At 71.0% G+C, this 25088-nt stretch carries 22 protein-coding genes; 9 read left to right on the top strand and 13 right to left on the bottom strand.

All coding sequences use genetic code 11. The features are described from left to right. Positions 1 to 3 precede the first annotated feature (3 nt). Positions 4 to 297: a hypothetical protein gene (locus K8Z49_RS17010; RefSeq protein ID WP_143118670.1), complete on the bottom strand. Its 294-nt coding sequence runs from the start codon at positions 295 to 297 to the stop codon at positions 4 to 6. A 30-nt stretch (positions 298 to 327) separates the two neighbouring features. After that, a complete protein-coding gene (locus tag K8Z49_RS17005; RefSeq protein ID WP_412519645.1) occupies positions 328 to 756 on the bottom strand; it encodes an ATP-binding protein in 429 nt (142 codons plus the stop codon). Positions 757 to 788: 32 nt separating this feature from the next. Here K8Z49_RS17005 and K8Z49_RS17000 point away from each other — a divergent pair, with 32 nt between their 5' ends. The 4 genes from K8Z49_RS17000 (at position 789) to K8Z49_RS16985 (ending at position 3868) form a co-directional block, all read left to right on the top strand. Next, on the top strand, positions 789 to 1076 hold the full coding sequence (locus K8Z49_RS17000) for a helix-turn-helix domain-containing protein (RefSeq protein WP_412519643.1): 288 nt from the start codon (positions 789 to 791) through the stop codon (positions 1074 to 1076). Positions 1077 to 1106: 30 nt separating this feature from the next. Beyond that, on the top strand, positions 1107 to 1673 hold the full coding sequence (locus K8Z49_RS16995) for a DUF5753 domain-containing protein (RefSeq protein ID WP_024935159.1): 567 nt from the start codon (positions 1107 to 1109) through the stop codon (positions 1671 to 1673). Then, positions 1670 to 1873: a DUF397 domain-containing protein gene (locus K8Z49_RS16990; protein ID WP_412519641.1), complete on the top strand. Its 204-nt coding sequence runs from the start codon at positions 1670 to 1672 to the stop codon at positions 1871 to 1873. The genes K8Z49_RS16995 and K8Z49_RS16990 overlap by 4 nt, the downstream gene beginning before the upstream one ends. A gap of 285 nt (positions 1874 to 2158) precedes the next feature. Further along, positions 2159 to 3868, top strand: a complete 1710-nt coding sequence (locus tag K8Z49_RS16985) for a protein kinase domain-containing protein (RefSeq protein WP_412519639.1) — start codon at positions 2159 to 2161, stop codon at positions 3866 to 3868. Positions 3869 to 4263: 395 nt separating this feature from the next. Here the strand turns inward: K8Z49_RS16985 and K8Z49_RS16980 are convergent, their stop codons facing one another. Then, positions 4264 to 4923: a hypothetical protein gene (locus tag K8Z49_RS16980; protein ID WP_412519637.1), complete on the bottom strand. Its 660-nt coding sequence runs from the start codon at positions 4921 to 4923 to the stop codon at positions 4264 to 4266. 200 nt (positions 4924 to 5123) lie between these two features. Next, positions 5124 to 6041: an alpha/beta hydrolase gene (locus K8Z49_RS16975; RefSeq protein WP_412519635.1), complete on the bottom strand. Its 918-nt coding sequence runs from the start codon at positions 6039 to 6041 to the stop codon at positions 5124 to 5126. Positions 6042 to 6137: 96 nt separating this feature from the next. Between K8Z49_RS16975 and K8Z49_RS16970 the strand changes: the two genes are divergently transcribed. Then, complete coding sequence (locus K8Z49_RS16970) at positions 6138 to 7163, top strand: helix-turn-helix domain-containing protein (protein ID WP_412519633.1); 1026 nt, start codon at positions 6138 to 6140, stop codon at positions 7161 to 7163. A gap of 57 nt (positions 7164 to 7220) precedes the next feature. Here the strand turns inward: K8Z49_RS16970 and K8Z49_RS16965 are convergent, their stop codons facing one another. Together K8Z49_RS16965 and K8Z49_RS16960 are read right to left on the bottom strand one after the other, a co-directional pair. Continuing rightward, positions 7221 to 10607, bottom strand: coding sequence for an NACHT domain-containing protein (locus K8Z49_RS16965; RefSeq protein WP_412521089.1), 3387 nt, complete (start codon positions 10605 to 10607; stop codon positions 7221 to 7223). A 128-nt stretch (positions 10608 to 10735) separates the two neighbouring features. After that, positions 10736 to 11434: a TetR/AcrR family transcriptional regulator gene (locus K8Z49_RS16960; protein ID WP_412519631.1), complete on the bottom strand. Its 699-nt coding sequence runs from the start codon at positions 11432 to 11434 to the stop codon at positions 10736 to 10738. An 85-nt stretch (positions 11435 to 11519) separates the two neighbouring features. Here K8Z49_RS16960 and K8Z49_RS16955 point away from each other — a divergent pair, with 85 nt between their 5' ends. Beyond that, the gene (locus K8Z49_RS16955) at positions 11520 to 12371 is read left to right on the top strand and encodes an SDR family oxidoreductase (protein ID WP_412519629.1); all 852 of its coding nucleotides are present in this window, start codon (positions 11520 to 11522) and stop codon (positions 12369 to 12371) included. On the opposite strand, the gene K8Z49_RS16950 is transcribed toward K8Z49_RS16955, so the two are convergent. Both K8Z49_RS16950 and K8Z49_RS16945 read right to left on the bottom strand, forming a co-directional pair. Next, on the bottom strand, positions 12368 to 14314 hold the full coding sequence (locus K8Z49_RS16950) for a SpoIIE family protein phosphatase (protein ID WP_412519627.1): 1947 nt from the start codon (positions 14312 to 14314) through the stop codon (positions 12368 to 12370). The two genes, K8Z49_RS16955 and K8Z49_RS16950, sit on opposite strands and share 4 nt — an antisense overlap. 140 nt (positions 14315 to 14454) lie before the next feature. Beyond that, complete coding sequence (locus tag K8Z49_RS16945; protein WP_021594431.1) at positions 14455 to 15027, bottom strand: snapalysin family zinc-dependent metalloprotease; 573 nt, start codon at positions 15025 to 15027, stop codon at positions 14455 to 14457. A 150-nt stretch (positions 15028 to 15177) separates the two neighbouring features. Here K8Z49_RS16945 and K8Z49_RS16940 point away from each other — a divergent pair, with 150 nt between their 5' ends. Beyond that, positions 15178 to 16599, top strand: coding sequence for an MFS transporter (locus K8Z49_RS16940; protein WP_412519625.1), 1422 nt, complete (start codon positions 15178 to 15180; stop codon positions 16597 to 16599). 317 nt (positions 16600 to 16916) lie between these two features. Further along, complete coding sequence (locus K8Z49_RS16935) at positions 16917 to 17441, top strand: hypothetical protein (RefSeq protein WP_021594429.1); 525 nt, start codon at positions 16917 to 16919, stop codon at positions 17439 to 17441. A gap of 5 nt (positions 17442 to 17446) precedes the next feature. On the opposite strand, the gene K8Z49_RS16930 is transcribed toward K8Z49_RS16935, so the two are convergent. Continuing rightward, entirely contained in the window at positions 17447 to 18718 is a 1272-nt protein-coding gene (locus tag K8Z49_RS16930) for an acyltransferase family protein (RefSeq protein WP_063747759.1), read from the bottom strand. 144 nt (positions 18719 to 18862) lie between these two features. Here K8Z49_RS16930 and K8Z49_RS16925 point away from each other — a divergent pair, with 144 nt between their 5' ends. Continuing rightward, positions 18863 to 19513: a nitroreductase family protein gene (locus K8Z49_RS16925; protein ID WP_412519622.1), complete on the top strand. Its 651-nt coding sequence runs from the start codon at positions 18863 to 18865 to the stop codon at positions 19511 to 19513. A 158-nt stretch (positions 19514 to 19671) separates the two neighbouring features. On the opposite strand, the gene K8Z49_RS16920 is transcribed toward K8Z49_RS16925, so the two are convergent. From K8Z49_RS16920 to K8Z49_RS16905, 4 genes are all read right to left on the bottom strand, one after another. Further along, positions 19672 to 20784, bottom strand: a complete 1113-nt coding sequence (locus K8Z49_RS16920; RefSeq protein WP_021599298.1) for a chitinase — start codon at positions 20782 to 20784, stop codon at positions 19672 to 19674. Positions 20785 to 20793: 9 nt separating this feature from the next. Then, positions 20794 to 21804, bottom strand: coding sequence for a chitinase (locus K8Z49_RS16915; RefSeq protein ID WP_412519620.1), 1011 nt, complete (start codon positions 21802 to 21804; stop codon positions 20794 to 20796). Between the two features lie 330 nt (positions 21805 to 22134). Next, complete coding sequence (locus K8Z49_RS16910; protein WP_024935150.1) at positions 22135 to 23694, bottom strand: cellulose binding domain-containing protein; 1560 nt, start codon at positions 23692 to 23694, stop codon at positions 22135 to 22137. 232 nt (positions 23695 to 23926) lie between these two features. Next, the gene (locus K8Z49_RS16905) at positions 23927 to 24601 is read right to left on the bottom strand and encodes a DNA-binding response regulator (protein ID WP_412519618.1); all 675 of its coding nucleotides are present in this window, start codon (positions 24599 to 24601) and stop codon (positions 23927 to 23929) included. Positions 24602 to 25088 lie beyond the last annotated feature (487 nt).

The raw sequence follows: 25088 nt of genomic DNA, 5'->3' as shown, positions 1-25088 counted from the left end.
TGGTCACGGATGAGCTCCGACCGCTCGGGCGATCGTGTCGGCCGCGGTGGTCGGGGTCTCGGCCGTGCTGATCGTGGCGCCGGTGTCGGCCCAGGTGAACACCCAGGCGCCGCTGATGTAGTCGGCGCCGACCTCCGTGAATCTGCTGGGCGACTCGGTGTTGATCACGTACAGGACGGGCGTGCCGCTGCGCTGGACGATGCCGCACGACATCCCGCCGCGCCTGCGCACTGCCTCATCGAGAGCGGCCAGGAACGGACGCCGCCCCGCCGTGGCCCTTTGATCGTCAATGGTCATGCTCGTGCTACCTCCCGTCGAGGGGCACCGCTACGGGTGCATGCGTGACCACACCCACTTGCCGCCGGCCGGGTCGGCGGTGACACCGCATTCGGCGGACAGGGCCTGGACGATGTGCAGGCCCCAGCCGCCGTTCTCGTCGAACGCCTCTTCGGACAGGTCGAGGTCTTCGAGGGTGAGTTCGGTCATCGGCTTGGCTTTGGGCAACTCGTGGTCGGCGTCCCAGACGGCGATGATGACCCCGTGGGCGTCCCGGCTGAGCTGGAGACGGATCTCCTTGTCCGGCGTCTGGCGGGCCGCGTTGGTGACGAGTTCCGAGACGATGAGAAGCGCGCCGTCGAGAATGTGCGAGTAGTCCCATTTGCGGATTTGTGTGTCCGCAAAAGTGCGCGCTAGCCCCACTGCGGAAGGTGTGCCCATAAGGGGCGTGATCGGCTCTGCGGTCGCCGTCATCGCCATCGTCCCGTCCCTGCCCAAGATTCCGAATTCCTGTGACAAGGATCACCGACCTGTTCTACGTTTCGCCTGTAGCCATCGAAGATGAATACAGGGAGGACGCAATGCCGATCGTTCGCGAACCCCTCGATCCGAAGGTTTCGATGTGGTACTTCCTGGCCTTCTACCTGCGGTTTTGGCGAGAGAAGACGGGACTATCGCTGACCCAGTGCGGGGAGATCATGGGAGTAACGCGGGGCACTGTATCCAACTTCGAGGCGGGGCGGCGGCGCCTGCAAGACGACCACGTTCGAGCGCTGGACCGACACTTCGGGACAGGATAGCTATTTCAGCTTCTGCTCTGGTTTGCCCGAATGGCCCACGATCCTAACTGGGGAAAACAGCTCGTCAAATATGAGCAGGAGGCGACCCTGATCAAGGCCTACCACGGCCAGGTCATCCCGCTTGCCCTCCAGACCGACGAATACACCTGGGCCTACGTCCAGTCCGGTACACCGAAGGACTTCGAGGCCGCGATGGAGAGGCGCGTTGCTCGAAAGAGGTCCTTCTTCGAGCGGGGGACTGAGGTCGAGTTGTGGGCGACGATCGATGAGAGCGTGTTGGCGCGTGAGGTCGGAAGCCCGGAGGTGCACAAGGCGCAGTTGAACCACTTGCTAGCCATGGCTGCCCTTCCGCAGGTCAGCCTACGTATCGTCCCGTTCAAGTCGGGTGCTCACCTTGGTGTTGACGGCTCGCTCCAGATTCTCAGCCTGGAGAGCCGCGACATCGCCTATTCGGGCGCCCAGAACGGTGGCCGCTTGATCGAAACGCCTGGCGAGGTTCGCGAATTGTCGGTTAAGTTCGATCGCATCGGCGCGAAGGCGGCCTCCCTGGAGGACTCGCACGAGATCATCAAGCGGTACTTGGAGAGCTACGAATGATCATGCAGTGGCGCAAGAGCACCCACAGTGGCGGAGCGGACGATGAGCACTGCGTTGAGCTGGGACGACTTGCGCCAGGTGTCGGGATCGGGGTGCGGGACAGCAAGGATCCGGATGGGGGACAGCTCACCTTGTCGGTTGCGCAGTTCGCCGGCCTGATCGAGCAGGTCAAGGGGTGCTCGGACCGCTGTCCGTCCTGACCGTTCTGTCGCTCGTTCGATGCGTTCCGCCCCCGCACTGCGGCTCGCTCCTGGAGTTTGGGCTCATCCGCGTCCGACTGCCGCCGGTGTCCGCTGTCGAGCCGCCGGGTGTAGGGACACGCTCGACCGGCCGCCCTCGACCGTCTCCAGCCGCTCTCAGAGTTCGGTCTGGCCGTGTGTGGCCGCGCTGATCGCGCATGACGGCGGGGTCACCACGGAATGGCCATGCCCGAGGGGGACTGCAAAGTCCGACAGACGCGGCCGGTCCGCTGGAGGGGTTTCCGCATGGAGCCGTTGCGGCAGGGGGATCCACCTGCGGTCGGTCCCTATCAGCTGGAGCGGAGGCTCGGTGGCGGCGGGATGGGGGAGGTGTTCCTCGGCTGGTCGCCGGGCGGGCGGCCGGTCGCGGTCAAGATCGTCCGTCCGGAGCTGGTCGGGGACGCGGGGTTCCGGCGCCGTTTCGCCCTGGAAGCGGAGGCGGCTCGCCAGGTCGGGGGCTTTTATACCGCGCAGGTCGTGGACGCCGACCTGGACGCGGATCCACCGTGGCTCGTCACCGCGTACATCCCTGGCCCGTCCCTGCAAGAGGCCGTCAAACAGCACGGGCTGCTTCCGATGTCCACGCTCAGCGTGCTTGCGCCCGGCCTGGCCGAAGGGCTCGCCGCGATCCACCGGTGCGGTTTGGTGCACCGCGATCTGAAGCCGTCCAACGTGATTCTCGCCGAGGACGGCCCCCGCGTCATCGACTTCGGCATCGCTCGCGCATTGGACGCTACGTCGCACACCACCCCGCGGGCCGTGCTCGGGACTCCGTCCTTCATGTCTCCGGAACAGGCACGAGGAGACGAGGTCGGACCACCGAGCGACGTGTTCTCGCTGGCCTCCGTCCTGGTCTATGCCGCGACCGGACGTACTCCGTTCGGGACAGGCCCGGCTCACGCCCTCCCGTACCGCATCGTTCACGAGAAACCGGACCTGTCCGGAGTGCCGGCCTCACTCAGGGGCCTGCTTGCAGACTGCCTCGCCAAGTCTCCGGCCGCCCGACCCACCGTCGCCGACATCCTCGTTCGCCTCACCGTCTCGAACGGCGCCGCCACGCGGTGGCTTCCGCCCGACCTCACGACCCTGATCAGTGAACGCCGCACCGCGACGGGGAAGACCGATCCTGCCTCGCCCGGCGCGAACCCAAAGCAGGCGACCCTGGAAATCGGAAATCTGGCCTATCGGCCCCTCGACGTCATCGTGGACCGCACCGCCCTGGGCCGGGTCTCCCCAGGAGGCCGCCAGGTTTTCCAGCTCGCCCCGGGCTCCCACTCACTGCAGGTTCGTGCCGGTCGGCGTCGCGGCACACCTCGCCGCATCGAGACACCTCCCAGCAGCCGGACGAGGCTCGCCTTCGGCATGAAATCCCCGAGCGCCACTCCGGTTCCCGTGGATGCGGTCGTCTTTCCCCGTTCTGGGGGGCTGCGCGATGTCCCGATCGGCCTGGCCTGCGGTCTGGCCGTGGGCCTCGGGCCAGCGCTGGCCGTCGGACTGGTGGGCGGCGGAAGCGGCACGAGCCTGGTCGTCATGCTCCTGTACATCGTGATGTTCAGCTTGAGCGGCGGCATCGCCGCCTTGCTGATCAAGTCCATGGGCTTCCGCCCACGCAGTCTGCTTTCCAGCGGCCCTACTCTGCCCACCGGAGACCGTGGCCCGCCGTTCGGCGGCCTCACCTTGCGTTCGAACGGCCTGACCTTCGATCCCGGCCGCAGGGGCACAGAGACCGTGATCGACTGGGACGTCCTGGAACGCATCAGCCTGATCGGCGACGGCCGTGACGCCAAGCTCGCCGCCTGGTACCGCGAGGGGCACCGCCCTACGAACGGAGTGGACGTCCACGGCGGCGTGCTTGTGTGTGAGGTCAAAGGACTGATCGGCGGCCAGAGAAACGCCGAGCTCCGAAGGGCCCTGCGATGGTTCGCCCCTGACCTTTACTCCGAACGATCGCCCTGAACCACACCCGTCCACGCGGACGGTTCCGTGAACGAGGGACCAGCGGCAGAGCAGACGTGACAGCACGGATGCGGGTGGGGACAGCTCACCTTGTCGGTTGCGCGGTTCGCCTGCCTGATCGAGCAGGTCAAGCAGTACCCGACCTGCTGACCGTCCCGTTCGGCCTGACTCTTCGAACGCGCTCCTGCGTTCCCACCCGGTCGGCCCCCGCTGTGCCTCCAGTTGTGGGGTGCGATGTGTGGGAGGACGATCCGGGCGTCGCCGGCGTCCTTGCGGTCGCCTTCCGGTGGAGTCCAGGTCGGCTGCCGTGGCGGCAGTGTCGTGCCGCGATGGAGCCAATGTGGAGGCGCGGGCTTGTGGTGGAGGCTCGTGCCGGGGCTGGACGGGTTGGCCGCCTATTGTGCTTCGGGAGGCGTTCTGGACGTGCGTCGGGGGAGGACGAGCGAGAACAGGACGGTGCCGAGCCCGACTGCGCCCGCCGTCCAGCCCGTCCATTCGGGGACCCTGCCCAGCGTCACGGAACTGGCGGGTCGCACATGCAGCCCGGCGGTGCTGGCGCGGTTCCCCAGGACGCGCGCGTCGAAGTGGTGCGCGTTGTCCGGGGCCGTCCCCGACGACTGGCGGAGGGAGCGGTACTCGGCACGGGACATGGTGACCCCGCCGTGAACCGTCTTTCCGTTCGACGTCCAATGGCCCCCACATGTATAGCCGGACAGCGTGCAGGTCCTTTCGTAGGGGATGGCGACGCTGGTCGGCTCGCCGTACTTCCAGACGTAGCCGGGCTTGGCGCGCTCGATCGAGCCGATGATCGCCAGAACTCCCACCGACAGGCACGCCCCGACCAGGACCACCGCCGCCGTGATGCCCCACCGGTCGGCCACGGCGCCGGCCGCGAGGGTGACCGGCGCCAGCGCGAACACGCCGATGAACCCCAGCAGTATGGAGAGCAAGACCAGCCCGACGAGCCGTCCTCCAGGGTTGGCCAGCAGAGCCCACTCTGCGAGCGCGAACAGCAGAACCCCCAAGGGCGCAGCCCACAGCAGGGTGTGTTTCATGGCCCTTCTTCCTGCGGTCCGCATGCTCTGGCGAGGCTGGTGATCACCCGAAGCCAGGCGCTCACGGTAGACCATCACCACCGGCCACCGCCTCCCTGGACCACGGTCCCGGCAGACGCCGCCCGCTCACCTGTCACGCCCGACGGGACCGGTGCCAGGTCACGCGGCCTCGGCGCCGAGGGGGTGCGGGCGCGCCGTCCTCACTCGGCCAGGGCGCGGCGCAGGACGGCGCCGAGTTCGGCGATCTGCCGCTGCGACACGTCGGCGGACAGGATCGCGTGCGAGCCGTGGAACGTCCCGGGGCACTGGTGCAGTTCGACCGTGACGCCCGCCTGGAGCAGGCGCAGCGCGTAGCCGATGTCCTCGTCGCGGAGCGGGTCGAACTCCGCGGCGGACACGTACGCCGGTGGCAGGCCTGACAGGTCGCCGGCGCGGGCCGGGGCGGCGTACGGGGGCGCGGGAGCGTCGCCCAGGTAGTGCCGCCACACCGTGGTGAGGCTGTCGCGGTCCTGCCAGGGGGTGTCCGTGAAGTTGCGCTGCGACCACGTCTCCTGCCGGTCGTCCAGCGCGGGCTGGTTGAGCAGTTGGAAGCGGATCGACGGCCCCTGCTCGTCGCGCGCCCTCAACGCCGCTCCGGCCGCGAGGCCCGCGCCGGCGCTGTGCCCGCCGACCGCGATGCGGTCCGGGGCGATGCCGAGGCCGGACGCGTTCTCGGCGGCCCACTCCAGCACCGCGTAGGCGTCGTCCAGCGCGGCCGGGAACCGGTGTTCGGGGGCCTGGCGGTAGTCCACCGAGATCACCATCGCCCCGGACGCTCCGGCGAGCCGGGCGGCGGTCGGGTGCTCGGTGTCCAGGTCGCCGACGATCCAGCCGCCGCCGCGCAGCCAGACGATGGCGCCGTGAGCGCGGCTCGGGCGGTAGATGCGCACAGGGACGTCCGGGTCGGCGGGCACCGTGCGGTCCTCGACCTCCATGCCCTCGGTGCCCGGGGCCGCCGCCGCGGTGACCTCGCTCGGCGCCGCGGCGGCAAGTTCGGCGAGCCGCTTGCGCGCGGCGACCGGATCGGTCAGGTCGGCCTTCGGGATGAACGGAAGGAACGCGTCGAGTTCGGGATCCATGACGTCCATCCTCATGACGGCGGGCGTCGTGAGCATCCGCCGTCCGTCGCGCGTTCGGCCCGGATCGCGCGACGACCGTGGCCTTATCCTTCGGGCATGGAGGCTCTGGCCGTCCGGCTGTCGAGACTGGACTCGTACGCCGAGGGCGCGATCCGCATCGTCGCCTTCTACGACACCTTGATGCGGCGGCGGGTGGATCTCCCGGCGCTCGCGCGGGCCTCGGCGGGCCTGGCCGAGTGCGCGGCCGGCATTCGGATCCACGGGACGGGACAGGTCGTCCGTGCCGCGTCCGACGGCACGCCGGTGCCCGGCCCGCCGCCGCACGCGTCCAGCTCGGCGCCCATCGTCCTCGATGAGGAGGAGATCGGCACGGTGTGGCTGGAGCGTCCCGGCCCGCCCGTCCCGCTGGACGAGGTCCTGCTGGACCGGCTCGCCATCGCCGCCGCGGCCGTCCTCGAACGGTACGGGCCCGCCCACACCACCATGGCCGACCCCGCACTCGTCGAACTGGCGATCAGCGGCGGCGACCAGGCGGCCAGGGCTCGCGCGCTGCGCCTGCTGGGATTCGCCGCCCCCTCGCCGCTCCATGTCGCCGCCGTGCGGTCGGCGCTGCCCCTCGACCAGGTCGCCGGCCTGGTGTGCCCGTCCTGTCCGGTCAAGTCGGCACCGCTCGACGGCGTGGGCGTCATCATGGCCGCCGCCATCGACCCGTCCCGATTCCCGCCGGACGTGCGAGCGGGCATCGGCGCCGGCGGGAGCCCCGACCGCTCCTGGCAACAGGCCCGTACCGCGCTCCGCTTCACGGCGCCCCTGCGCCCCGTCGTCCACCACGATGAGCTGGGCGCGATGGCGCTGCTCGCCGAGATCCCTCCGGACGCCTTGCGCGACAACTGCGACGTCGCCGCCATCGCCCGCCTGTCCGCCGAAGACTTGGAGACCCTGGACGCCTACTGCACCACCGGTTCGCTGCGCCGCGCCGCCGACGTCCTGCACCGGCACCACAGCAGCGTCGCCCGCCGCCTCGACCAGATCGGCAGAACCCTGGCCGCCGACCTGACCGCCCCGACCGGTCTGACACGCGCCCGTCTCGCCCTGACCGCCTGGCACCTGCTGAACAACTGACAAGCACCCTCCCGGCCAGGCACCGCCACCCCAGACCGCGGGAAAGGTGGTGGGTCCTCAGTCTTGCACCAGGACCAGGTCTCGGGGGGAGACCATTAGGGCTTTGATGTTCGCCTCCGGTGTAAGCGCGATGAGTGTGCACAGGGAATCGCGTAGGAGCTGGGAAAGTTCTGGCGTCGAGTTCTCGCTGAGGGTAAGAGCCGCCAGGATCGACGTTGCCGACAAGACCAGGCGGCTTTGCTTGGCGGTTCTCTGGTTCCAGAGTGGAGCGGCCAGTATCAAGGCGTCCTTGATCAGATCCGCCACTTTTGGCTCGCCATGAGTCTCCGCGAGCCTTCCTGCGCGTGCCAAGGCCAGGGCCGGGTCCTCCGCGGGTGACCAGAAATTCGCGTTGCCCAATTGATCTTGGAGTACGTCCGACAGCCAGTTCCGACCTGTCCCCCGGGGCCGGTTGGACGCGTCAGTCTCTACGAAGATGTGTCTCACCCAATAGTGGATCAGATGAGAACACGCCCGTCCTGTCCCGGTAACGGCTTCAGGGCCCAGCGTCCAGAGATCACTGTCGGCGGTGATGCGCGCGAAGGCGAGATCGTGTGCGAGTTCATGAGCGGAACCGCTGGAATGCCGCAGCGTCCGAACCCGGGACTGAGCGATCGTGAGGTCCCGGACGCGGGTCAGGAGGCGTTCGAGAGTCTGATCGCGGTCGGCGCTGGCGAGTGTGATGGCAAGAGAGAGGTTGCGGGCCAGGTCGGGGACTTCGCGGGGAGGCACCCTGGCCAGGGCGCTGATGAGTGGGGCGATGGGACGCCCCGCGTGTGCCGACTCGGAGTCGCGGGCGTGGCCAAGGGCGAGGTCGAGGGTCCTTGCGATATCCCGGCTGAGGGCCTGGTCAAGGGTGAGGTCGATGTCGCGGCTCACGTCTCCGAGGGAGCGGAGGTCTCCGCCGACGCTGGGCTCGCCAACGCGGGTTTCGCGGCTCAACAGCTTCGAGAGGGCGTCGGCAAGGATATCGACGTTGCTCGCTGCGAAGTCGTCGGTGCCGAGCCCGAGGTCGAGGTCGAGGTCATGGCAGACGCGGCGTGCTCGGTGGAGAACCATGGCACTGGCGGGTTCGACATCGCGATCGAGATGCAAACGGAGTCCGGCGGCGAGGTCGAGAGCGCGGTCGCGGGTGAGTTCAGGGGTGCCTTCGCGGTCGAAGGAGAGGTCGAGGGCCACGTCGAGGAGCTGGAGAAGTCGATGCTCGGGACGCGCGAGGTCGCGGGGGGCGGCGAACGCGGCCAGTTGGGGGAACTTGAGAGACGAACGGTGCCGGAGGAGCCGGAAGATCATGTGCGTGTGGTCGAGGATCAGGTCCGGGTAGTTCTCGACCTGCTGGACGGTCGGGCGGTGGGGATGCTTCGCCGGGTCGGCCGTGACGAGGCGCAACTGGCCCTGCTCCCCGGGCCAGTCGTGGTCGGCGGCATAGAGGATCGTTCCGGTATGGATGTCGCTCGCGAGGGCGAGCCGGGCCTCGGACGGAGTAGGCAGGCGGTAGCTGGTGCCGTCGCCGAAAAGGCCGTTCAGCCAGGTTAGGAAGTCCTTGAGATCGCTGGTCCATAAATAGCCGGTGAGAAATCCGCGTGGCGTGGGGGTGCGGCCGGTACGGGTCGCGAACCGGTTCCACAGGGTGGCATCGACGGGATGGGCGCAGATACGGGTGCCCGTGTCGTCGAGGGTGTGAGTGTCTTGGAGGGCCCGTGCGGCGGCGACGCCGTCGAACAGCCGGAACTCGTCCGGGTCGCCGGGGGCGGTGGTCAGCAGCCGGTCGAGCCGGTCGCGTAGGGCCGGGTCCAGCTCGCGGGCTTCGCTCGCGCAGGCGAAGGCGAGGTTGAGCGCGGGGACGGTACGGGCCGCCAGGCTCGCTTCCACGACGGGACCGGCGTCCGCGCGGGCCGCCCACAGGAGGGTGGTCTCCCGCCACCATGGGTCGCTGACGTTGTCCACCAGGACTTGGCGCCGGGACGCATGGCCGGGGACGAGCGCGGCGGCCAGATACTCCTGGAGAGTGAGGTGCGCGAAGCCGTAGCGCCGGTACCGGTGCTCCAGGAGCAGACCGCTGCGCCTGACGTAGCGGAGGAACGCTTCGGGGGCGATGTCCGGGGCCGTGCGCTGGAGCACGGTGCGGATCGCGCGTTCGGCCTCCTCGGCCGGGACGTCGCGCAACCTTCGGCGCATCATGTACCAGGCCAGTTCCTGGACGATGCGTTCCTTCTTGTCGCCACTCAGGCCGTCCAGCTCGGTGTCGGCGAGGTTCTTGGCCTCCTGGCGGCGGTGCAGCAGGACCTGGCACACCTCCTCGTACAGCGCGGCGCGGCTGCCCGGCAGGCTGCTTCGGTAGCGGTGGACATTGGCGATCATGGTCAGCAGCAGCGGGTTGGCGGCCAGGTCGTAGAGCGCCGGACGCTCGATGATCCGCCGGAACAGGTCGTCGGCGGCCTGCGCGGCGATCCGGTCGATCTCCTCCGGGTCGCCCTCCCGGGAGCGGCGCTCGATGGCCCGGTACCACGCGTCCAGGAAGGCACGGATCTGCCGGCTGGTGAACCGCTGCACCTGGAGGACATCGGCCCGCGACAGGCGGTTGCCGTCATAACCGAACGGACGGGACGTGACGACGAACGCATTGCCCGGGTAGCGGCTGATCTGGTCCTCGACCCACTGGACCACGCGGCCGCGGCTCTGGGCGTCGGCGACCTCGTCCAGGCCGTCCAGCAGCACCACGCACCGGCCCCGCTCCAGCCGCTTCTCCAGCCACTCGGCGGAGACCGCGCCGCCCAGCCACGGGGCTGCCGCCACGATCTCCGGCAGGCCCGCCGGCTCCTCGGCCTGAAGGTCCTGCACGTGGTCGCGCAGGAACAGCAGCACCGGAAGCGGCCCCCGCGACCACCGCCGCTCCGCCATCTCCAACGCCGTGTATCTCGCCAGGGTCGTCTTCCCGGACCCGGCGGCGCCCAGGACCGCCAGCACCCGTCCCGGAGCCAGGAAGGACGCGAGCGGTTCCCGCCTGCCCACCACCGTCGGCGGGACGTGACCGATGCCGGCATCGGTCACGGCATCGGTCACCGGCCTGGGCTGGAGCATCACGTCGACGTACACCTGCCGGGTCCGAAGTACGTACTCGGCCTGGGTGACCAGCCCGATCGTCTCCATCTGGTCGACGGCCGAGCGCATGCGCCGCAGGTACTCCCGCCGTGATCCCCTCCGCGGGCTCCGCGCCTGCGCAGGGGTGGAAGCGGTCTCCATCTGCTGAGGCGCTTGCGTCAACGCGCCCAGCACGGTGAAGACGAGCGCCAGATATCCCCAGCTCCAGCTCAGCTTCCCGTTGTTCAGGATCTGGTTGACCGCCACCCCGGCCGCGACGGTCAGCGACGCCGCGATCAGAGTGCGGCCCCCGACCTTCAGCATCCGCACCACAGCCGCCCCCGGCGCCCGACGACAAGACCCGTGAATCCACTAAACCCGGCCATTTCGCCGTTCGGCGCGACCGTCGCCAATCTGAGACCTGGCGTCCGGTCCAGGCCAACGGCGCGGGGTCACTGAGGTGGGGTTGCTAGGCGGGTCAGCCATTCTTTGAGGAGGGCTTTTTCGCCTTCGGTGAGGGTTGTGGTTTGTGGGAGGTGGGCTCGGAGGGCTGTTGCGGCGGCGGCCGGGCCGGGGGTCGGGGCGGCCGGGGTGTCGGTGGTGATGGCGGCGATGACCGCTTCGCGGGCCAGGGTGGAGAGGCCGAGGTCGCGGCGGTCGGGGGGCATGGCGATCAGGGCGACCGTGGTGCCGGAGCCTGCGGCGTGGACGAGGTGCACGGCGCGTTCCTCGGTGACGCGGAGGCGGCCCGCCTCGGCGATGCGGCGGATGTGCCCGGCGAGGATCTCGATGCCCGCGAGGGCGGCCGGGGGGACGGCCCCGGGGCGCGGCTCGTACATGACCAGGTACAGCGCCGGGTTGGCCAGGCCGAACTCGATGTGCAGGTCCCAGCCGGTGCGGAGGACGTCGACGGGGTCGCCGGTGGGCTCCTGGACGGTCTTGCTGTTCAGGTAGGCGGCGAAGCCTTCGGCGGCGACGGCGTCGAGCAGGCCCTGCTTGTCGCCGAAGAGGCGGTAGAGGGTGGGGGCCTGGACGCCGGCGGCGGCGCTCACGGCGCGAGTCGACACGGCCTCCCGGCCGCCCTCGGCGAGCAGCTTCGCGGTGGCGGCGAGGATGCGGTCGCGGGGTCCGTCCGGGTCGGTGTCCTTCACGGTAATGACGATAACAAAATCTGGTTAGCGATGGTTCGCTATCAGTGTTAGCGTTGTAGCGTTAGCACTGATACGAGGAGGCGTCATGATCGTCGTTACCGGAGCGAACGGGCGGCTGGGGCGGGAGGTCGTCGAGCGGCTCGCCGAGCGGGTGCCCGCGGAGCGCATCGGGGTGAGCGTCCGCGACCCGGAGAAGGCGCGGGTGTTGCAGGAAAAGGGGATCCGTGTCCGGCGGGGTGACTTCGCCGAGCCGGAGAGTCTCGTCGAGGCCTTCGAGGGGGCGTCGCAGGTTCTGGTGGTGTCCGTGGACGCGATCGGTGAGGCGGCGGTCGGCGCGCACCGCGCCGCGATCGAGGCCGCCGAGAAGGCGGGGGTGGGGCGTGTGCTCTACACCAGCCATATGGGGGTGAACCCGGACTCGCCCTTCCCGCCCATGCTCGACCACGCCGCCACGGAGGCCGTGCTGCGGGAGTCGGGGCCGGCGTTCACGGCCCTGCGCAACGGCTTCTACGCGTCCACGACCGGGATGCTGCTCGCGGCGGCTCTGGAGACGGGCGAGCTGGCCGTGCCCGAGGACGGTCCGGTCTCGTGGACGGCCCACGCCGACCTCGCCGAGGCCGCCGCGATCATCCTGGCCGAGGTGCCGTTCGACGGTCCGACGCCCCCGCTCACGGGCGGCGAGGCGATCGACATGGCCGGGGTCGCGGCGGTCGCGTCCGAGGTGACCGGGCGGACGATCCGCCGGGTGGTCGTCCCGGACGAGGAGTACCGGGCCGGTCTCGTCGGCCACGGTGTGCCGGAGGCCGCGGCGGACATGCTCGTGGGCATGTTCGCCGCCAGCCGGAAGGGCGAGTTCGCCGGTGTCGACCCGGCGCTCGCCGACCTGCTCGGCCGCCCGCCCATGCCGCTGCGCGACGTCCTGAAGGCGGTGCTCTAGCCGGGGTCGGTGGTCGTGTGCGGGAGGGCGACCTGGGACATGACGTGCTGGGCCGGGCTGCCCGCCGGGGCGTACAGCAGGAGGGGGCGGCCCAGGGCGTCGGTATGGGCGCGGGCCTCGTGGAGGACGGCGACGCCGGCGCTGCCCAGGTGGGTGACGCCGGTCAGGTCGACGGTGAGGGCGGCGGTGCCGCCGCGGGTGCGCATCTGCAGCTCCTCGCGCAGCTGCCCGGCGGTGGCGGCGTCCACCGGGCCGTCCACCCGGATCCGCGGGGCCGCCCCCTCCGACGGCTGCTCGAAGATCAGCAGGAGTTCGGGAACGTCCGGCGGCCGGGCGGCGGGCGGTGTGATCTCGCCCGCGGACAGCAGCCGCACCGGCCGGGTGAGGCGGTGCAGGACGGTCGCGGTCGTCCCGGACGGCTCGGTCTCGATGCGCAGGTGGCCGACGAAGTCGGTGGCCATGGCCAGGCCGCGGCCGCGCTCGACCTCCAGGTCGGGGACGTGCTCGCGCCAGCGACCGTCGTCGGCGACCTCGACCTCGACCGAGCCGCGCCCGGTGCACTCCGCCCGGATCCGCACGGTGCCGGGCGGCGAGGCGTAGGCGTGCTCGACGACGTTGCCGACGAGCTCGCCGACGGCGTGCCGCAGCAGGATCACGTCCTCCGCGCGGGTGCCGAGGTCGTGCAGCCAGTCGTCCAGGGCCTTGCGGACGGCCGGGACCGCCTCCGTCCCGGCCGGCATCTCCAGCAGCAGCGGCGACGGCGGGAGGGTCCGCTGCGCGGCCAGCAGCGCGATGTCGTCGGAGTGGCCGCTCACCCGGACCAGCAGCTCCAGCGTCTGCGTGGTCAGCCGGTCGACGGGGGCGAGCCATTCCTCGCGCATCGCCCGGCCGGCGGCGACGTCGGTGGCGGTCCGCGCGAACTCCACGGTGCCGCCCGCCGGCCCGACGCCGGGCCGATCGATGATCCCGTTGGTGTAGAGGAGCAGGTGGTCGCCGAGCCCGAGGCGCGCCTCGGCGAGCGGGAAGCGGGAGCCGGTGCCGAGCGGCCCGCCGCCGGTCGACGGCAGGTAGCGGGCCTGCCCGCCGGACGGGATCAGCAGCGGCGGCGGATGGCCGGCCGTGGAGTACGTCAGCCGCCCGTCCGCCGGGTCCACCGCCGCGACGCACACGCTCGCCGCCCGCGCCGCATCGGACCGGACGGCCAGCCGGTCCGCGGCGGCGAGCGCCTCCCCGATGTCGCCGCTGTTGTCGAGCCGGTCCTCCAGGACGGTCCGGAGCCGCCCCATCGCCGCCGCCGCGGCGGCGCCGTGCCCGGCCACGTCACCGGCGACCAGGGCGGTCCGGCCGTCCGGCAGCGGGACCGCGTCGAACCAGTCGCCGCTCGCCGCGTCGCCGGAGCCGGCGGGCAGGTGGACGCCGCCGATCTGGAGGCCGGGCAGGATCGGCAGGCCGGCCGGGAGCAGGTGCCGCCGGAACACGTCGGCGGGGTCGTGCCGCCCCGCCTGCCGCCGCCCCGACCTCCGCTCCAGGACCCGCTCGGTGACGTCCTGGACGTGGGCGACGAGACCGATCACCGAGCCGTCGGGGGCGCGGCGCGGCAGGATCACGCCGTCGATGTAGATCTCCCCGCGCTCACCGTCCTCCCCGCGGCCGAGCTGGACGCGCCACTCGCTGATCGGCTCGGCCTCGCCGGTGGCGAGGGGGCGGTCGAAGGCGCCGAGCAGCTGCTGTCCGACGATCTCGGGGAGCACGTCGCGCATCCTGCGCCCGAGGACGTCCTGCCGCCCGACGAACCTGCGGTAGGCGGCGTTCGCGGCGACGACCGTGTGGTCGGGGGTGCCGAGACCGACGAGCGGGACGGGCGCCGTCTCGAAGACCTCCCGCACCGTGCGGGCGTCGCCGGTGCGCCGCGCGAACGCCTCCTCGTCATCGGGGTCGTGCACCACACCTCCAGCGATCGCCGTCGTGCGTCCCTTGTTTCCGGCTCGTCCTGTTTCACACCTGCGGGACGGGACGGCCGCGCGCACCGACCGTAAAGGGGCGCCCGCCGGGAGAAGGCGGGCGCCCCGGTACCGCGGACGGCTCAGCGTGCGAGGGCGGGAGCCTCGGTGATCGTGACGCCGGGGACGACGGCGCCGCGGCCGTTCTGGAAGTTGCGTTCCACCTCGGCGACCTCGGCGGGGTTGGGGTTCGGGTTGCGGCAGGACGTCCCGGCGCTGGCCCCGGACATCAGGTCGGTGCACAGCCCTGTCCGCCGGTCGGGCAGGCCGAGGATGTGGCCCAGCTCGTGCGCGGCGATGCGGACCGGGTAGTGCCCTTCCTGGACGGCCTGCCGCCCCATCCACACCCTGCCGCTGCCGAGGCCGGTGGGCTGGGCGCGGGGCCATCCGTCGTCGGCGTACACGACGACGTCCGCCGGGGTGCCGGCGACGAACCGGACGTTGCTCACGTGCTCGTTCCAGATCCGGGCGCCCTCGTCGACCGCCGACCGGAACTCGGCGGCCTGGCTCGCGTCGTACGTGACCGTGCGGACGGCGGCGGTCTGAGGAACGGGCGACGCCGAAGCGGGAGCGCCCGTGCCGGTCAGGCTCGTGCCGGTGAGGAAGGCGAGGCCGAGCAGCAGCGCGGCGCAGGCCCGTAGGAGTTTGGAAGCCATGCAGACTCCTCGTGGTAGCGGGGGGTTGCCTCGACTATCGATCAAGCGCCGGGAAAACGCCACCGCCGGAGGGTCCTAGGCCGAACGGACGTGGCGGACCGGGACCGGCGACCGACGCGCGCGACCCGGTCCGGCGATCAGCATGGACGCATGACCACTACAGAGCTCACCGCCAAGGGCCCCGCCCGCCCGGCCGCGGCGACGCCCGGCTGGGCCGCCCTGCTGGCCGCGTCCATCGGGCAGTTCCTCGTCGTCCTGGACATCTCCGTCGTCAACGTCGCCCTGCCCCACATCCGGGAAGGCCTCGGCCTCGGCGCCACGGGTCTGCAGTGGGTCGTCAACGCCTACTCGCTGACGTTCGCCGGGTTCCTCCTCCTGGGCGGGCGGGCCGCCGACCTGTACGGGCGCAAGCGCGTCTTCATCACCGGCCTCGGCCTGTTCACCGTCGCCAGCCTCGTCGGCGGGTTCGCCCCGGACGGCGGCATGCTGATCGCGGCCCGCGCCGCGCAGGGCCTCGGCGCCGCGATCCTGGCGCCCGTCACGCTGTCGCTGATCACCGGGACGTTCCCCGAGGGGCCGGCGCGGACGAAGGCGATCGCCATGTGGACGGCCGTCGGCACCGTGGGCGGCGCCACCGGCGGCCTGGTCGGCGGGCTGCTGACCGACTACCTCAGCTGGCGCTGGGTGCTGCTGATCAACGTCCCGGTCGGCGCGGTCGTCGCCGTGATCGCCGCCCGCTGGCTGCGCGGCGACCGAGACACCGCCGGGCGCCGCCGCCTGGACGTGCCCGGCGCCGTCCTCGTCACCGCCGGGGTGGGGCTGCTGGCGTTCGGCATCAGCCGGGCCGAGAACCACGGCTGGGCGGCGCTGTTCCCGCTCGCCGCCGGGCTCGGCCTACTCGCCCTGTTCGTCGCCGTCGAGTCGCGCGCCGCGGAGCCGCTCGTCCAGCTCCGGCTGTTCCGGCTGCGGAGCGTGGCGGTCGGCAACCTCGCGACCCTCGTCGGGACGATGGCGGGCTTCGCGCTCTGGTACTTCCTGTCGCTGTACATGCAGAACGTCCTGCACTACAGCGCCGTCCGGACCGGTCTGTCGTTCCTGCCGCACACCGCCGGCATCATCATCGGCTCCCGGCTCGCGCCCACCCTGATGGCCCGGATGGACGCCCGGCTCCTCGCCGGGATCGGCGGGCTCATGGCCGCGGCGGGCTTCGCCTGGCAGAGCGTCGTGCTGGACGCCGACGGAACGTTCCTGACGTCCATCCTCGGCCCCGGAGCGACCATGGCCCTCGGCTTCGGCCTGCTGATGACCCCGCTGGTGGAGGCGTCGACCAGCGGTGTCGAGGGGTCCGAGGCGGGCGCGGTGGCGGGCGTCGTCAACACGTCCCGGACGATCGGCGGCGCGATCGGCCTGAGCCTCCTCGGCACGGTCGCCGCCAAGGCCGGCCCGGACCTCGTGGACGGCTACTCGATGGCCTTCGTGGTCGCCGCGGTGGTCACGACCGCGGGCACGGCCGTCGTCCCGTTCCTGCCGAAGCCCGGCCGCGCGCCTCAGCAGGAGGCCGCGACGGCATGACGCCGGGCACTGTCGCCGGCAGCGCGCGAGCGCTCTGCCGGCGACCGGACGTGGTCGCGGCCTGGCTCGCCCACCGCTTGATCGACGACAATCGAGGTCGGTCCATCTCCTAATCCGGGGAGCCTGGGATGCGTCGGCGATCGGCTGCGCTGATGGCGTTGTTCCTGCTGCTCCCCGCCGGGTGCGGGGGCGGCGACGAGAGCGGCCCGCGGGGAGGGGGGACCCGGTCCGCGACTCCTTCCGCACGTGCTCCCTCGCCGTCGGCGACCACGGAACCGGCCGTTCGGGGCCCGGTCTACCTGGACAGGGACGACTGCGTGCGGCAGGCGAAGGTCGGCGGCGGGACGGGCTACCCCGAGGTGGACTGCGCCGACCCCCGGGCCTACGCCAAGGTGCTGTCCAGGTACCTGGTGGAGAGGGTCCCCCAGTTGACCGCGAGCGAGTGCCACGACGACGCCGACCTGATAGTGGACATGCGGGAAAGCCTCCGCCTGCTCGGCACGTACGGAGGTGACGAGGGGTATGCGTGCCTGCGCCTCCGCAAGCCGCCCCATCCCAGTGACCCGGGCCGCGGGGGCGGGCCGCGCGCCCGGGTCGGCGACTGCGTGACGGTCAGCGAGGACGATTCCGGCGTGATCACCCGGCTCGTCATGGGGAACGAGGTGCCCTGCGCCAAGGCCAAGCGGGGTTCCACCTACCGGGTCGTCAAGCTCGTCACGGCTCCTCGCATCAAGGGGCCGAAGTGCCCCGGCTCGTCCGAGCAGTTCACCCCCACGTCGCTGCTGGGCGGCTCGACCGACCCGTTGGAGCAAGTGGAATTCGTCTGCGCCAAGAAGCTCTAGGCGCGTCAGGTGACCGCCGGATGGGGTTCCAGCCGCGGGTCGCGGGCGCGCGGACGGGTGAGGCGCCGTCCGAGCCGCTGGGCGGGAGCCTCGATCCAGCGTTGCGAGGCCCAGCTCAGCACGATCAGGGCGAGGAGGAAGAAGCCCAGGCCGACCGCGTCCTCGCGTCCGGAGACACCGAGGAACTGCGCCGCGACCATCAGCAGCAGCGGATGCAGGAGGTAGACCGAGAAGCTGATGGTTCCGAGGCCGGTCGCCCAGCCGGGGAAGCGGGCGTGGCGCAGCCGCCAGGCCGCCCCGAACGCCAGGGCCGCCGCCACGACCGCGCCGCACCAGACCAGCTGGGCGTTCCGCCCGTAGGGGGCCGCGTTCCACGTCCCGGCGACGAGCGCGCCGCCGATCACCACCGCGCCCGCCGCCGTGCCGGAGCGCCGCGTGATCTGGCCGTGCTCGGCGCGGTGGATCGCGGTACCGAGGAACATGACCGCCAGCATGACGAGCCCCTCCCACGCGCTGATCCGGCCGTTCAGCGTGACCAGCGCGGCGGCGAGCAGGCCGCCGAGGAGGCCGCCGGCGGTCCGCGTCGCGGGGCGGCGGGACATCGCCGCGCCGATCGCCACCACCAGCGCGGCGGCGGTCACCGCGACCACCGGGCCCGTCCCGACGGTGCGCGACAGCAGGCCCGCCGGAGCGTGCGCGCCGGTGAGCAGCCCGCCCGCGGTCAGCGTGACGGCCACCAGCGCGACCACGGTGATGACGACGGCGGCCGGCGCCGAGCGGCGGTGCCCACCGACCACGAACAGCGCGACGATCAGCAGGTAGAAGGCCATCTCGTAGGAGAGCGTCCACAGCACGTTCATCGCGTTCGGGACGTTCAGGACGTCCTGGAGCATCGTCATGTGCGCCAGGACGGCCGTCGCGGGGGAGTACGTCTCCAGCCCGGCCCGCAGTCCCAGCACACCCAGCAGGAACGGCAGGACGGCGAGGAGGCACGTCACCGCGAGCAGCGGGTAGATGCGGAAGAACCGGCCGATCCAGAACCCGCGCACACTGCCCCGCCGTTCCAGCGACGCGGGCACGATGTACCCGCTGACCAGGAAGAACACGAGCACGCCGACCAGGCCCGGATCGAACCAGTCGGCCATCCGCGCACGTAGTCCTGGGAGGTACACATAGCTCGCGTGATGCAGCGCCACCGCCAGGGCCGCCCCGCCCCGCAGCGCATCAAGCCACCCAAGCCGGGACGTTGCGGGGGAAACATCCGAGGCGGGAATCATCCCGACAGACTAGACGCTCAGCCCCCATCCGTACCGCCGAATCTGGGTCGCGTATCAATCGGATATACGCCGTGAAATAGGCGAGAACGGATGTCCGAGGTCCCCGGTGCCGGGCGGCCCCGGGCGGCTCGGCACGATGAGGGGATGACGACACTCCCGTTGAGCCCTGATGAGCTGCTGACCACGACCCGTACCGTCCGCAAGCGACTCGACCTGGAACGTCCCGTCCCGATGGAGCTCGTCCGCGAATGCCTGGAGGTCGCCCTCCAGGCGCCGAGCGGCAGCAACCGGCAGGGCTGGCAGTGGGTCGTCGTCACCGACGCCGGCAAGCGCGCGGAGATCGGCGAGTACTACCGGCGCTCGTTCAGCGCGTACGCCCAGGGCGGGGGATCCGCCGCCGGCCTCTACAAGGACGATCCCGAGCGCGCCGAGGTGCAGCGCCGCGTCGGGGACAGCGCGGCCTACCTCGGCGAGCGCATGGGCGACGTGCCCGTACTGGTGATCCCATGCCTGCGGCTGCCCGGCGGCGAGTTCCCGGACGGCAACCAGGCCGGCCTCTGGGGCTCGCTGCTCCCCGCCGCGTGGAACTACTGCCTCGCCGCCCGCGCCCGCGGGCTCGGCACGGCGTGGACGTCGCTGCACCTCGCGTACGAGCGGGAGGTGGCGGAGCTGCTCGGCCTGCCCGAGGACGTCCGCCAGGGCGCGCTCATCCCGACGGCGTACTACACCGGCGAGACCTTCCGTCCCGCCTCCCGCGTGCCGCTGGACGAGATCCTCCACGTCGACGGCTGGTGACCGACCGCCGACAGGGGGCCGCGCGACGCGCGGCCCCGCCCCCCGTCAGCGCGCCGTGCGGGAGGCGGGGCCGCCGGCCCCGGGCGGGGCCCACCGACCCGGGCCGGGAGGGGGCCGGCGCCGAGAGCGGGGGGAGCGGCGCCGGCCCCGGGATCGTGTTACGGAAGGCCGTTCAAGAAGGGCTCGTGGCTGTTCATGAACTCCCAGCCGTAGTAGCCGTCCCAGTTGACCGACCACGCCATCAGCCCGCGCAGGGCCGGGGACGTCCCGCCGCGCAGCGGGTACGACCCGCAGTCCTGCCCCTTGACCAGGCAGTTCACCGCTTGCTGGACCTGGGCGGGCGGCGTGTGCCCGTTGCCCGCGCTGACGGCGGCGGGCAGGCCGATGCCGATCTGCTCCGGACGCAGCCCGGGGAACGTGTGACCGGTGTTCGCGACCGGGAAACCGGCCTTCACCATGTCGGTCATCGCGATGTGGAAATCGGCGCCGCCCATGGTGTGGTACTGGCCGTCCAGGCCCATGACGGGACCGGAGTTGTAGTCCTGCACGTGCAGGACGGTCAGGTCGTCCCGCAGCGCGTCGATCACCGGCAGGTACGCGCCCGTGCGGTTGTCGCCGGCGCCCGCGCCGCCGTAGAACTGGTGGCCGACCTGCACGAAGAACGTCTCGGGCGCCATCGTCAGCACGAAGCCGCTCCCGTACTTGGCCTTGAGCGACCTCAGCGCCGAGATCAGGTTGACGATCACCGGCGTGGTCGGGTTGCGGAAGTCGGTGTCGCCCGGGTCCAGGTAGAGCGAGTGGCCCTCGAAATCGATGTCCAGGCCGTCCAGCCCGTACCGGTCGATGATCTCCGAGACGGACCGGACGAACGCGTCCCGCGCGGCCGTCGTCGTGAGCTGCACCTGGCCGTTCTGGCCGCCGATCGAGATCAGCACCTTCTTGCCCTGCGCCTGCTTCGCGCGGATCGCGGCGAGGAACTCCTCGTCGCTCTCCACGTTCGGGCACTCGCTCGCCGGGCACCGCGTGAAGCGGATGTCACCGGACGTCGGCGACGTCGGCTCGCCGAACGCGAGGTCGATGATGTCCCACGCGTCGGGGACGTCCGCCATCCGCACGTAGCCGGACCCGTTGGCGAAGCTGGCGTGCAGGTACCCGATGAGCGCGTGCCTCGGGAGGTCGGCGGCGGCCGGGACGTTCTTCGCCTGCGCGGGGCTCGTGGCCCCGACCAGCAGCACGGCGGCCAGCGCCGCCAGAACCCGGATCTTCGTCATGACGGCCCCCTACGGCAGCGTGTCGAGGTGCGGGCCGACGGTGCCGGCGAAGCGGCCGCCGTTGGTGACGTCCCAGTTGATGGACCACGTCATCGCGCCGCGGATGTCCGGGTAGGTGCGCGCCGGCGTGAACGAGCCGCATCCGGTGCCCTTGGCGAGGCAGTCGAGCGCGCCGGTGACCGCCGACGGCTCGACCACGCCGCCGCCCGCCGCGCCCGGCCCGGCGGGCAGGCCCAGCGCGACCTGGTCCGGGCGCAGGCCGTTCTCCAGCTGGATGCACGCCAGCGCGGTCATGAAGTCGACCGTCCCCTGCCCGTACACCTTCTGGTCGCAGCCGAGCATGGTGCCCGAGTTGTAGTACTGCATGTGGACGACGGTGAGGATGTCCTTGATCTTCAGCGCGAGCTGGAAGTACGACCCGCCGGTGGACTGCATGTCGATCGTCTGCGGCGCCATCGTGATGATCAGGCCGTCCCCCGCCGCGGAGCGGAGCGACCTGAGCGCCTTCTCCATGTACGTCGGGTTCAGGCCGTTCTCCAGGTCGATGTCGACGCCGTCGAAGCCGTACTCGGTCATCAGCCCGTGGACGGAGTCGGCGAAGAGCTGCGCGGAGGCGTCGTCGGAGACCTGGATGGCGCCCTTCTCGCCGCCGACCGAGAGGATGACCTTCTTGCCGGCGGCCTGCAGGGCCGCGATGTCGGCCTTGAACTGCTCGTCGGTGTAGCCGCCGAGGGCCGTCGACAGCTCGGGGTCGACCCGGAACGTGACCTCGCCGGCGCGGGCGGTGGCCTCGCCGAACGCGACCGCGATGAGGTCGTACTCGTCCGGTATCTGGGAGAGCTTGAGCTCCTCCGCGGGATTGACGAAGTCGTGCCAGTACCCGGTCAGGAAGTGCTCGGGGAGCTCCGCGGCGGCGGGCCTGGCGGGCGCCGCGGCCGTCGTCGCGGCATGTGCCGCGGGCGCGACGGCGAGTGGGAGGAGCAGGGCGGCGAGGACGCTGAGAGTGGAGCGGGGGGACAAGGGGGTACTCCCTGGGTCTGGTTGCCGACGGATTCCCCCGAAACCCGTGTCGTTCGCGTTATAGATAGGAAGGTTTCCTGTCTAATTGGCCACAGTAGGCCACCGTCCACAGCCGGGCAAGGCCCTTCCGAAAAGGCCCGATCGGCCCGCCGCAACCAGCCCAGTTCGAGGACCGAACCACCGGTCCCGGGCTCCGAAAATCAGCGACTAACGCCCAAGAACGCGCTCGCCACCAGCAAATCTCACCAATCACGCCGCGACACGCGGCCCATCACACGGGCGGCGCGGATCGTCCGGTGGACGATCCGCGCCGCTGTTCGGAGGTGTGGGTCAGAAGCCGGCCGTGATTCTGGTGAACTCCCAGTTCTGCTGGTCGATGCCGCTGCAGCTGGACGTCACGCCGCCGCCGGGGCAGGGCCGGTCGCGGTTGACGGACCAGTACGCCAGGCGGGCCAGGCCGTGCGACTTCGCCCAGTCGCGGATCCGCGTCCAGGTCGCCGGGGACGTCAGCTCCTGCTGGTCGGACAGGCCGTTCATACCGGAGATGCCCATGTGGGAGTAAGCGGTGGCGTCCGACCACCCGAACGCCGACTTGAGCGCGTTCTTCAGGCCCTCGGAGGCGTTGACGGTGTTGCCGTACATGTCCGCGCCGCCGCCGAAGTCGAACGGCATGATCGTGAACACGTCCACGTTCGCCTGGAGCGCCGCGGCCCGGTTGATGAGGCGGGTGCCCCAGTAGTTCGGGCCGGTGGTGCTCGTGCCGAAGGTCAGGATCGTCTGGATGCCGGGGTTCCGCTGCTTGACGATCTTGAGGGCGCCGAGGATGCGGTCCTGGACGACCTCGTTCTCGAACTCGTCGCTGTTCTCGATGTCGACGTCGACGGCCTTGAGCCCGAACGCGTCGATCACCTGCTGGTAGGCGCCGGCGAGCGCCTCGGGGGAGGAGCAGTTCGGGCCGAGCTTGTTGCCCGACCAGCCGCCGATGGACGGCAGCACGTCACCGCCGGCCGCGCGGATCTGGGCGATGGCCTGCTCGTCCGCGCCGCCCCTGAGCGGGCGGTTGCCGTCCCACGCCGCGTTGCACCCGCCGCCGGACAGGATGAACGCCATCGTGAACCACTTGATCCCGGTCGCGTTCATGACCGTGGCCGGGTTCGGCGGTTCGCCCCAGCCCATGTACAGGTAGGGCGCGGCGTGCTTGCCGCCGGCCGGCGGGGTCGTGCAGCCGCTCGTGGTCGCCGTCACCGAGCCGCTCGCCGCGGACTCCCCGGCGGAGTTGTACGCCCTCACCGTGTAGGTGTGGTCCGAGCAGGTGGCCAGCCCGCCGATGGTGGCGCTCGTCCCGGTCACGGTGGCCCGGACGGCGGAGCCCTCGTAGACGCGGTAGCCGGTGACCGACCCGGACGACGCCGGCCACGACAGTGTGAGCGAGGTGTTCGTCTTGCCGGTCACGCTCGGCGCCCCGGGTGCGGACGGCGCACCGGGGTTGCCGCCTCCGGTGCAGGACGAACCGTTGATCGTGCAGTTCTGCGGCGTCCCGGACCCGCTGACGATGAAGCCGAACGAGACGCTCGCGCCCGCGGCGACGGAGCCGTTGTACTCGCGGTTGGCGAACGCGGCGTGCTGCCCGGACGTGGTGAGCAGCGCGTCCCAGTAGGTCCCGACCGAGGAGCCGGACGGCAGGTCGAACTCCACCTTCCAGCCGGGGACCGCGGCGGCGGTCTCGTTCTTGATCGTGTACTTGGCCTCGTAGCCGGAGCCCCAGTCGGCCGACTTGGTGAAGGTCGCCGTCACGGAGGCGGCACTGGCCGGGACGGGGACGAGCAGGGCGAGGAGCAGGGAGCAGAGGGCGGTGAGCAGGAGGCCGGGCAGGAGGCGTCTTCTTCGCAAGGTCACTCCCGGGTAGGAAGACGTGGACGAGCGGGCATCCCCCGAACCCCGAGTCGGTCGCGGTGATCTAATAGGAAACTTTCCTATAAAGTCGACTGAACGGTAACCACCCGGACGCCGTCCTGCAACCCCCGTGGAACGCGCCCGCTCGCGCGCATGACGGACCCCGTGCCGACCACTCCAGGTAGCCGGCCGGTCCACCCGCCGAATGGCTCCGGCGGAAGTCCCGAAATCAGTCGTCGGCGGTGCTCTCCGTTCCGATCCGCGTGATGAGACCGCTCTTGTAGGCGACCGCGACCGCCTGCCCGCGCGTTCCGACGCCCAGTTTCTTCAGGACGTTGTGCACATGGGTGCGCACGGTCGTGATGGAGATGGAGAGCTCCCGCGCGATCTCGACATTGGACGCGCCGCGGCCGAGCAGCAGGAGCACTTCCTTCTCGCGGCCGGTGAGGTCGGCGCTCAGCGAGTGCCCGGCCTCCTTCGGGGCGGGCGCGTGGCGGGGGCACAGGGCCTGCCGGGCGCTCTCCGGGAGGAGCAGCGTCTCCCCGGCCATGACCAGGCGCAATGCCTGGATCAGTTGGTCCGACGAGGTGTCCAGGGAGAGCACGGCGGAGACGCCGAGCCCGACCGCCTCGACCGACCGGTGCGCGCTCTCCGTCTTGGCGATGAGGATGACCTTGGAGAGGTCGGCCAATTCCGCGAGTTCCCGCTGATGACCGACGAGGGTCAATGCGGGAGCGACGACGAGCGTGATGTCGGGACAGTTCTCGGCGGCGTCCCGCAGGACCAGTTCCCCGGTGGTGCGGCCGATGATCTCGATCTCCGGCTCGCTTTCCAGGAGCGCGGAGAAGCCGTCGGCGAAGAGCGGCTTATCGCAGCAGAGGAGCAGCCTTTGTTTCAACCCCATCGGACCTTTTTGCCACCTCGTGCCGGTGCTGCAGGCAGAACACTGCATTCGATTCTTGACCCCCGGTCGTGCTTCGAGAATCGGGCTCCGGCCACCGGGGCGGCGGTGAGCGGAGGCGTCGGTGGTTGAAGATTCATCGGATCTACGGGCGTGCACTCTCCAATAGGGTCACGTGCCGAGCGCACGCCGATGATGGCGGGCGCTTCGTCGTGACAATGTATCGCGATCACGGCGGTGGGCTCTGGGGCCTTTTAGTCATGTCTTTATCCCTCGGTCCTTCGGCAACCCGAAGGCCGCCGAGAAACATGAACGATCATGACTCGGCGGCCCCGGCCCGCGGCACGGCTCATGGATTCGCTGTCAATTGGTCGGGCAATTGCCGGGCCGGCCCGCCCCGGCCGGGAAGTCGGCCGCTGTCAAAGGGCGTTCGACCCGGCCGTGGTCGCCATCACGGCCCGGTCAGTGGTTCGTCAGCGCGATCGTCAGC

The sequence above is a fragment of the Actinomadura madurae genome, from assembly GCF_047130825.1.
GTDB lineage: Bacteria > Actinomycetota > Actinomycetes > Streptosporangiales > Streptosporangiaceae > Spirillospora > Spirillospora madurae.
This window is presented reverse-complemented; position numbering and strand designations above follow the sequence as displayed.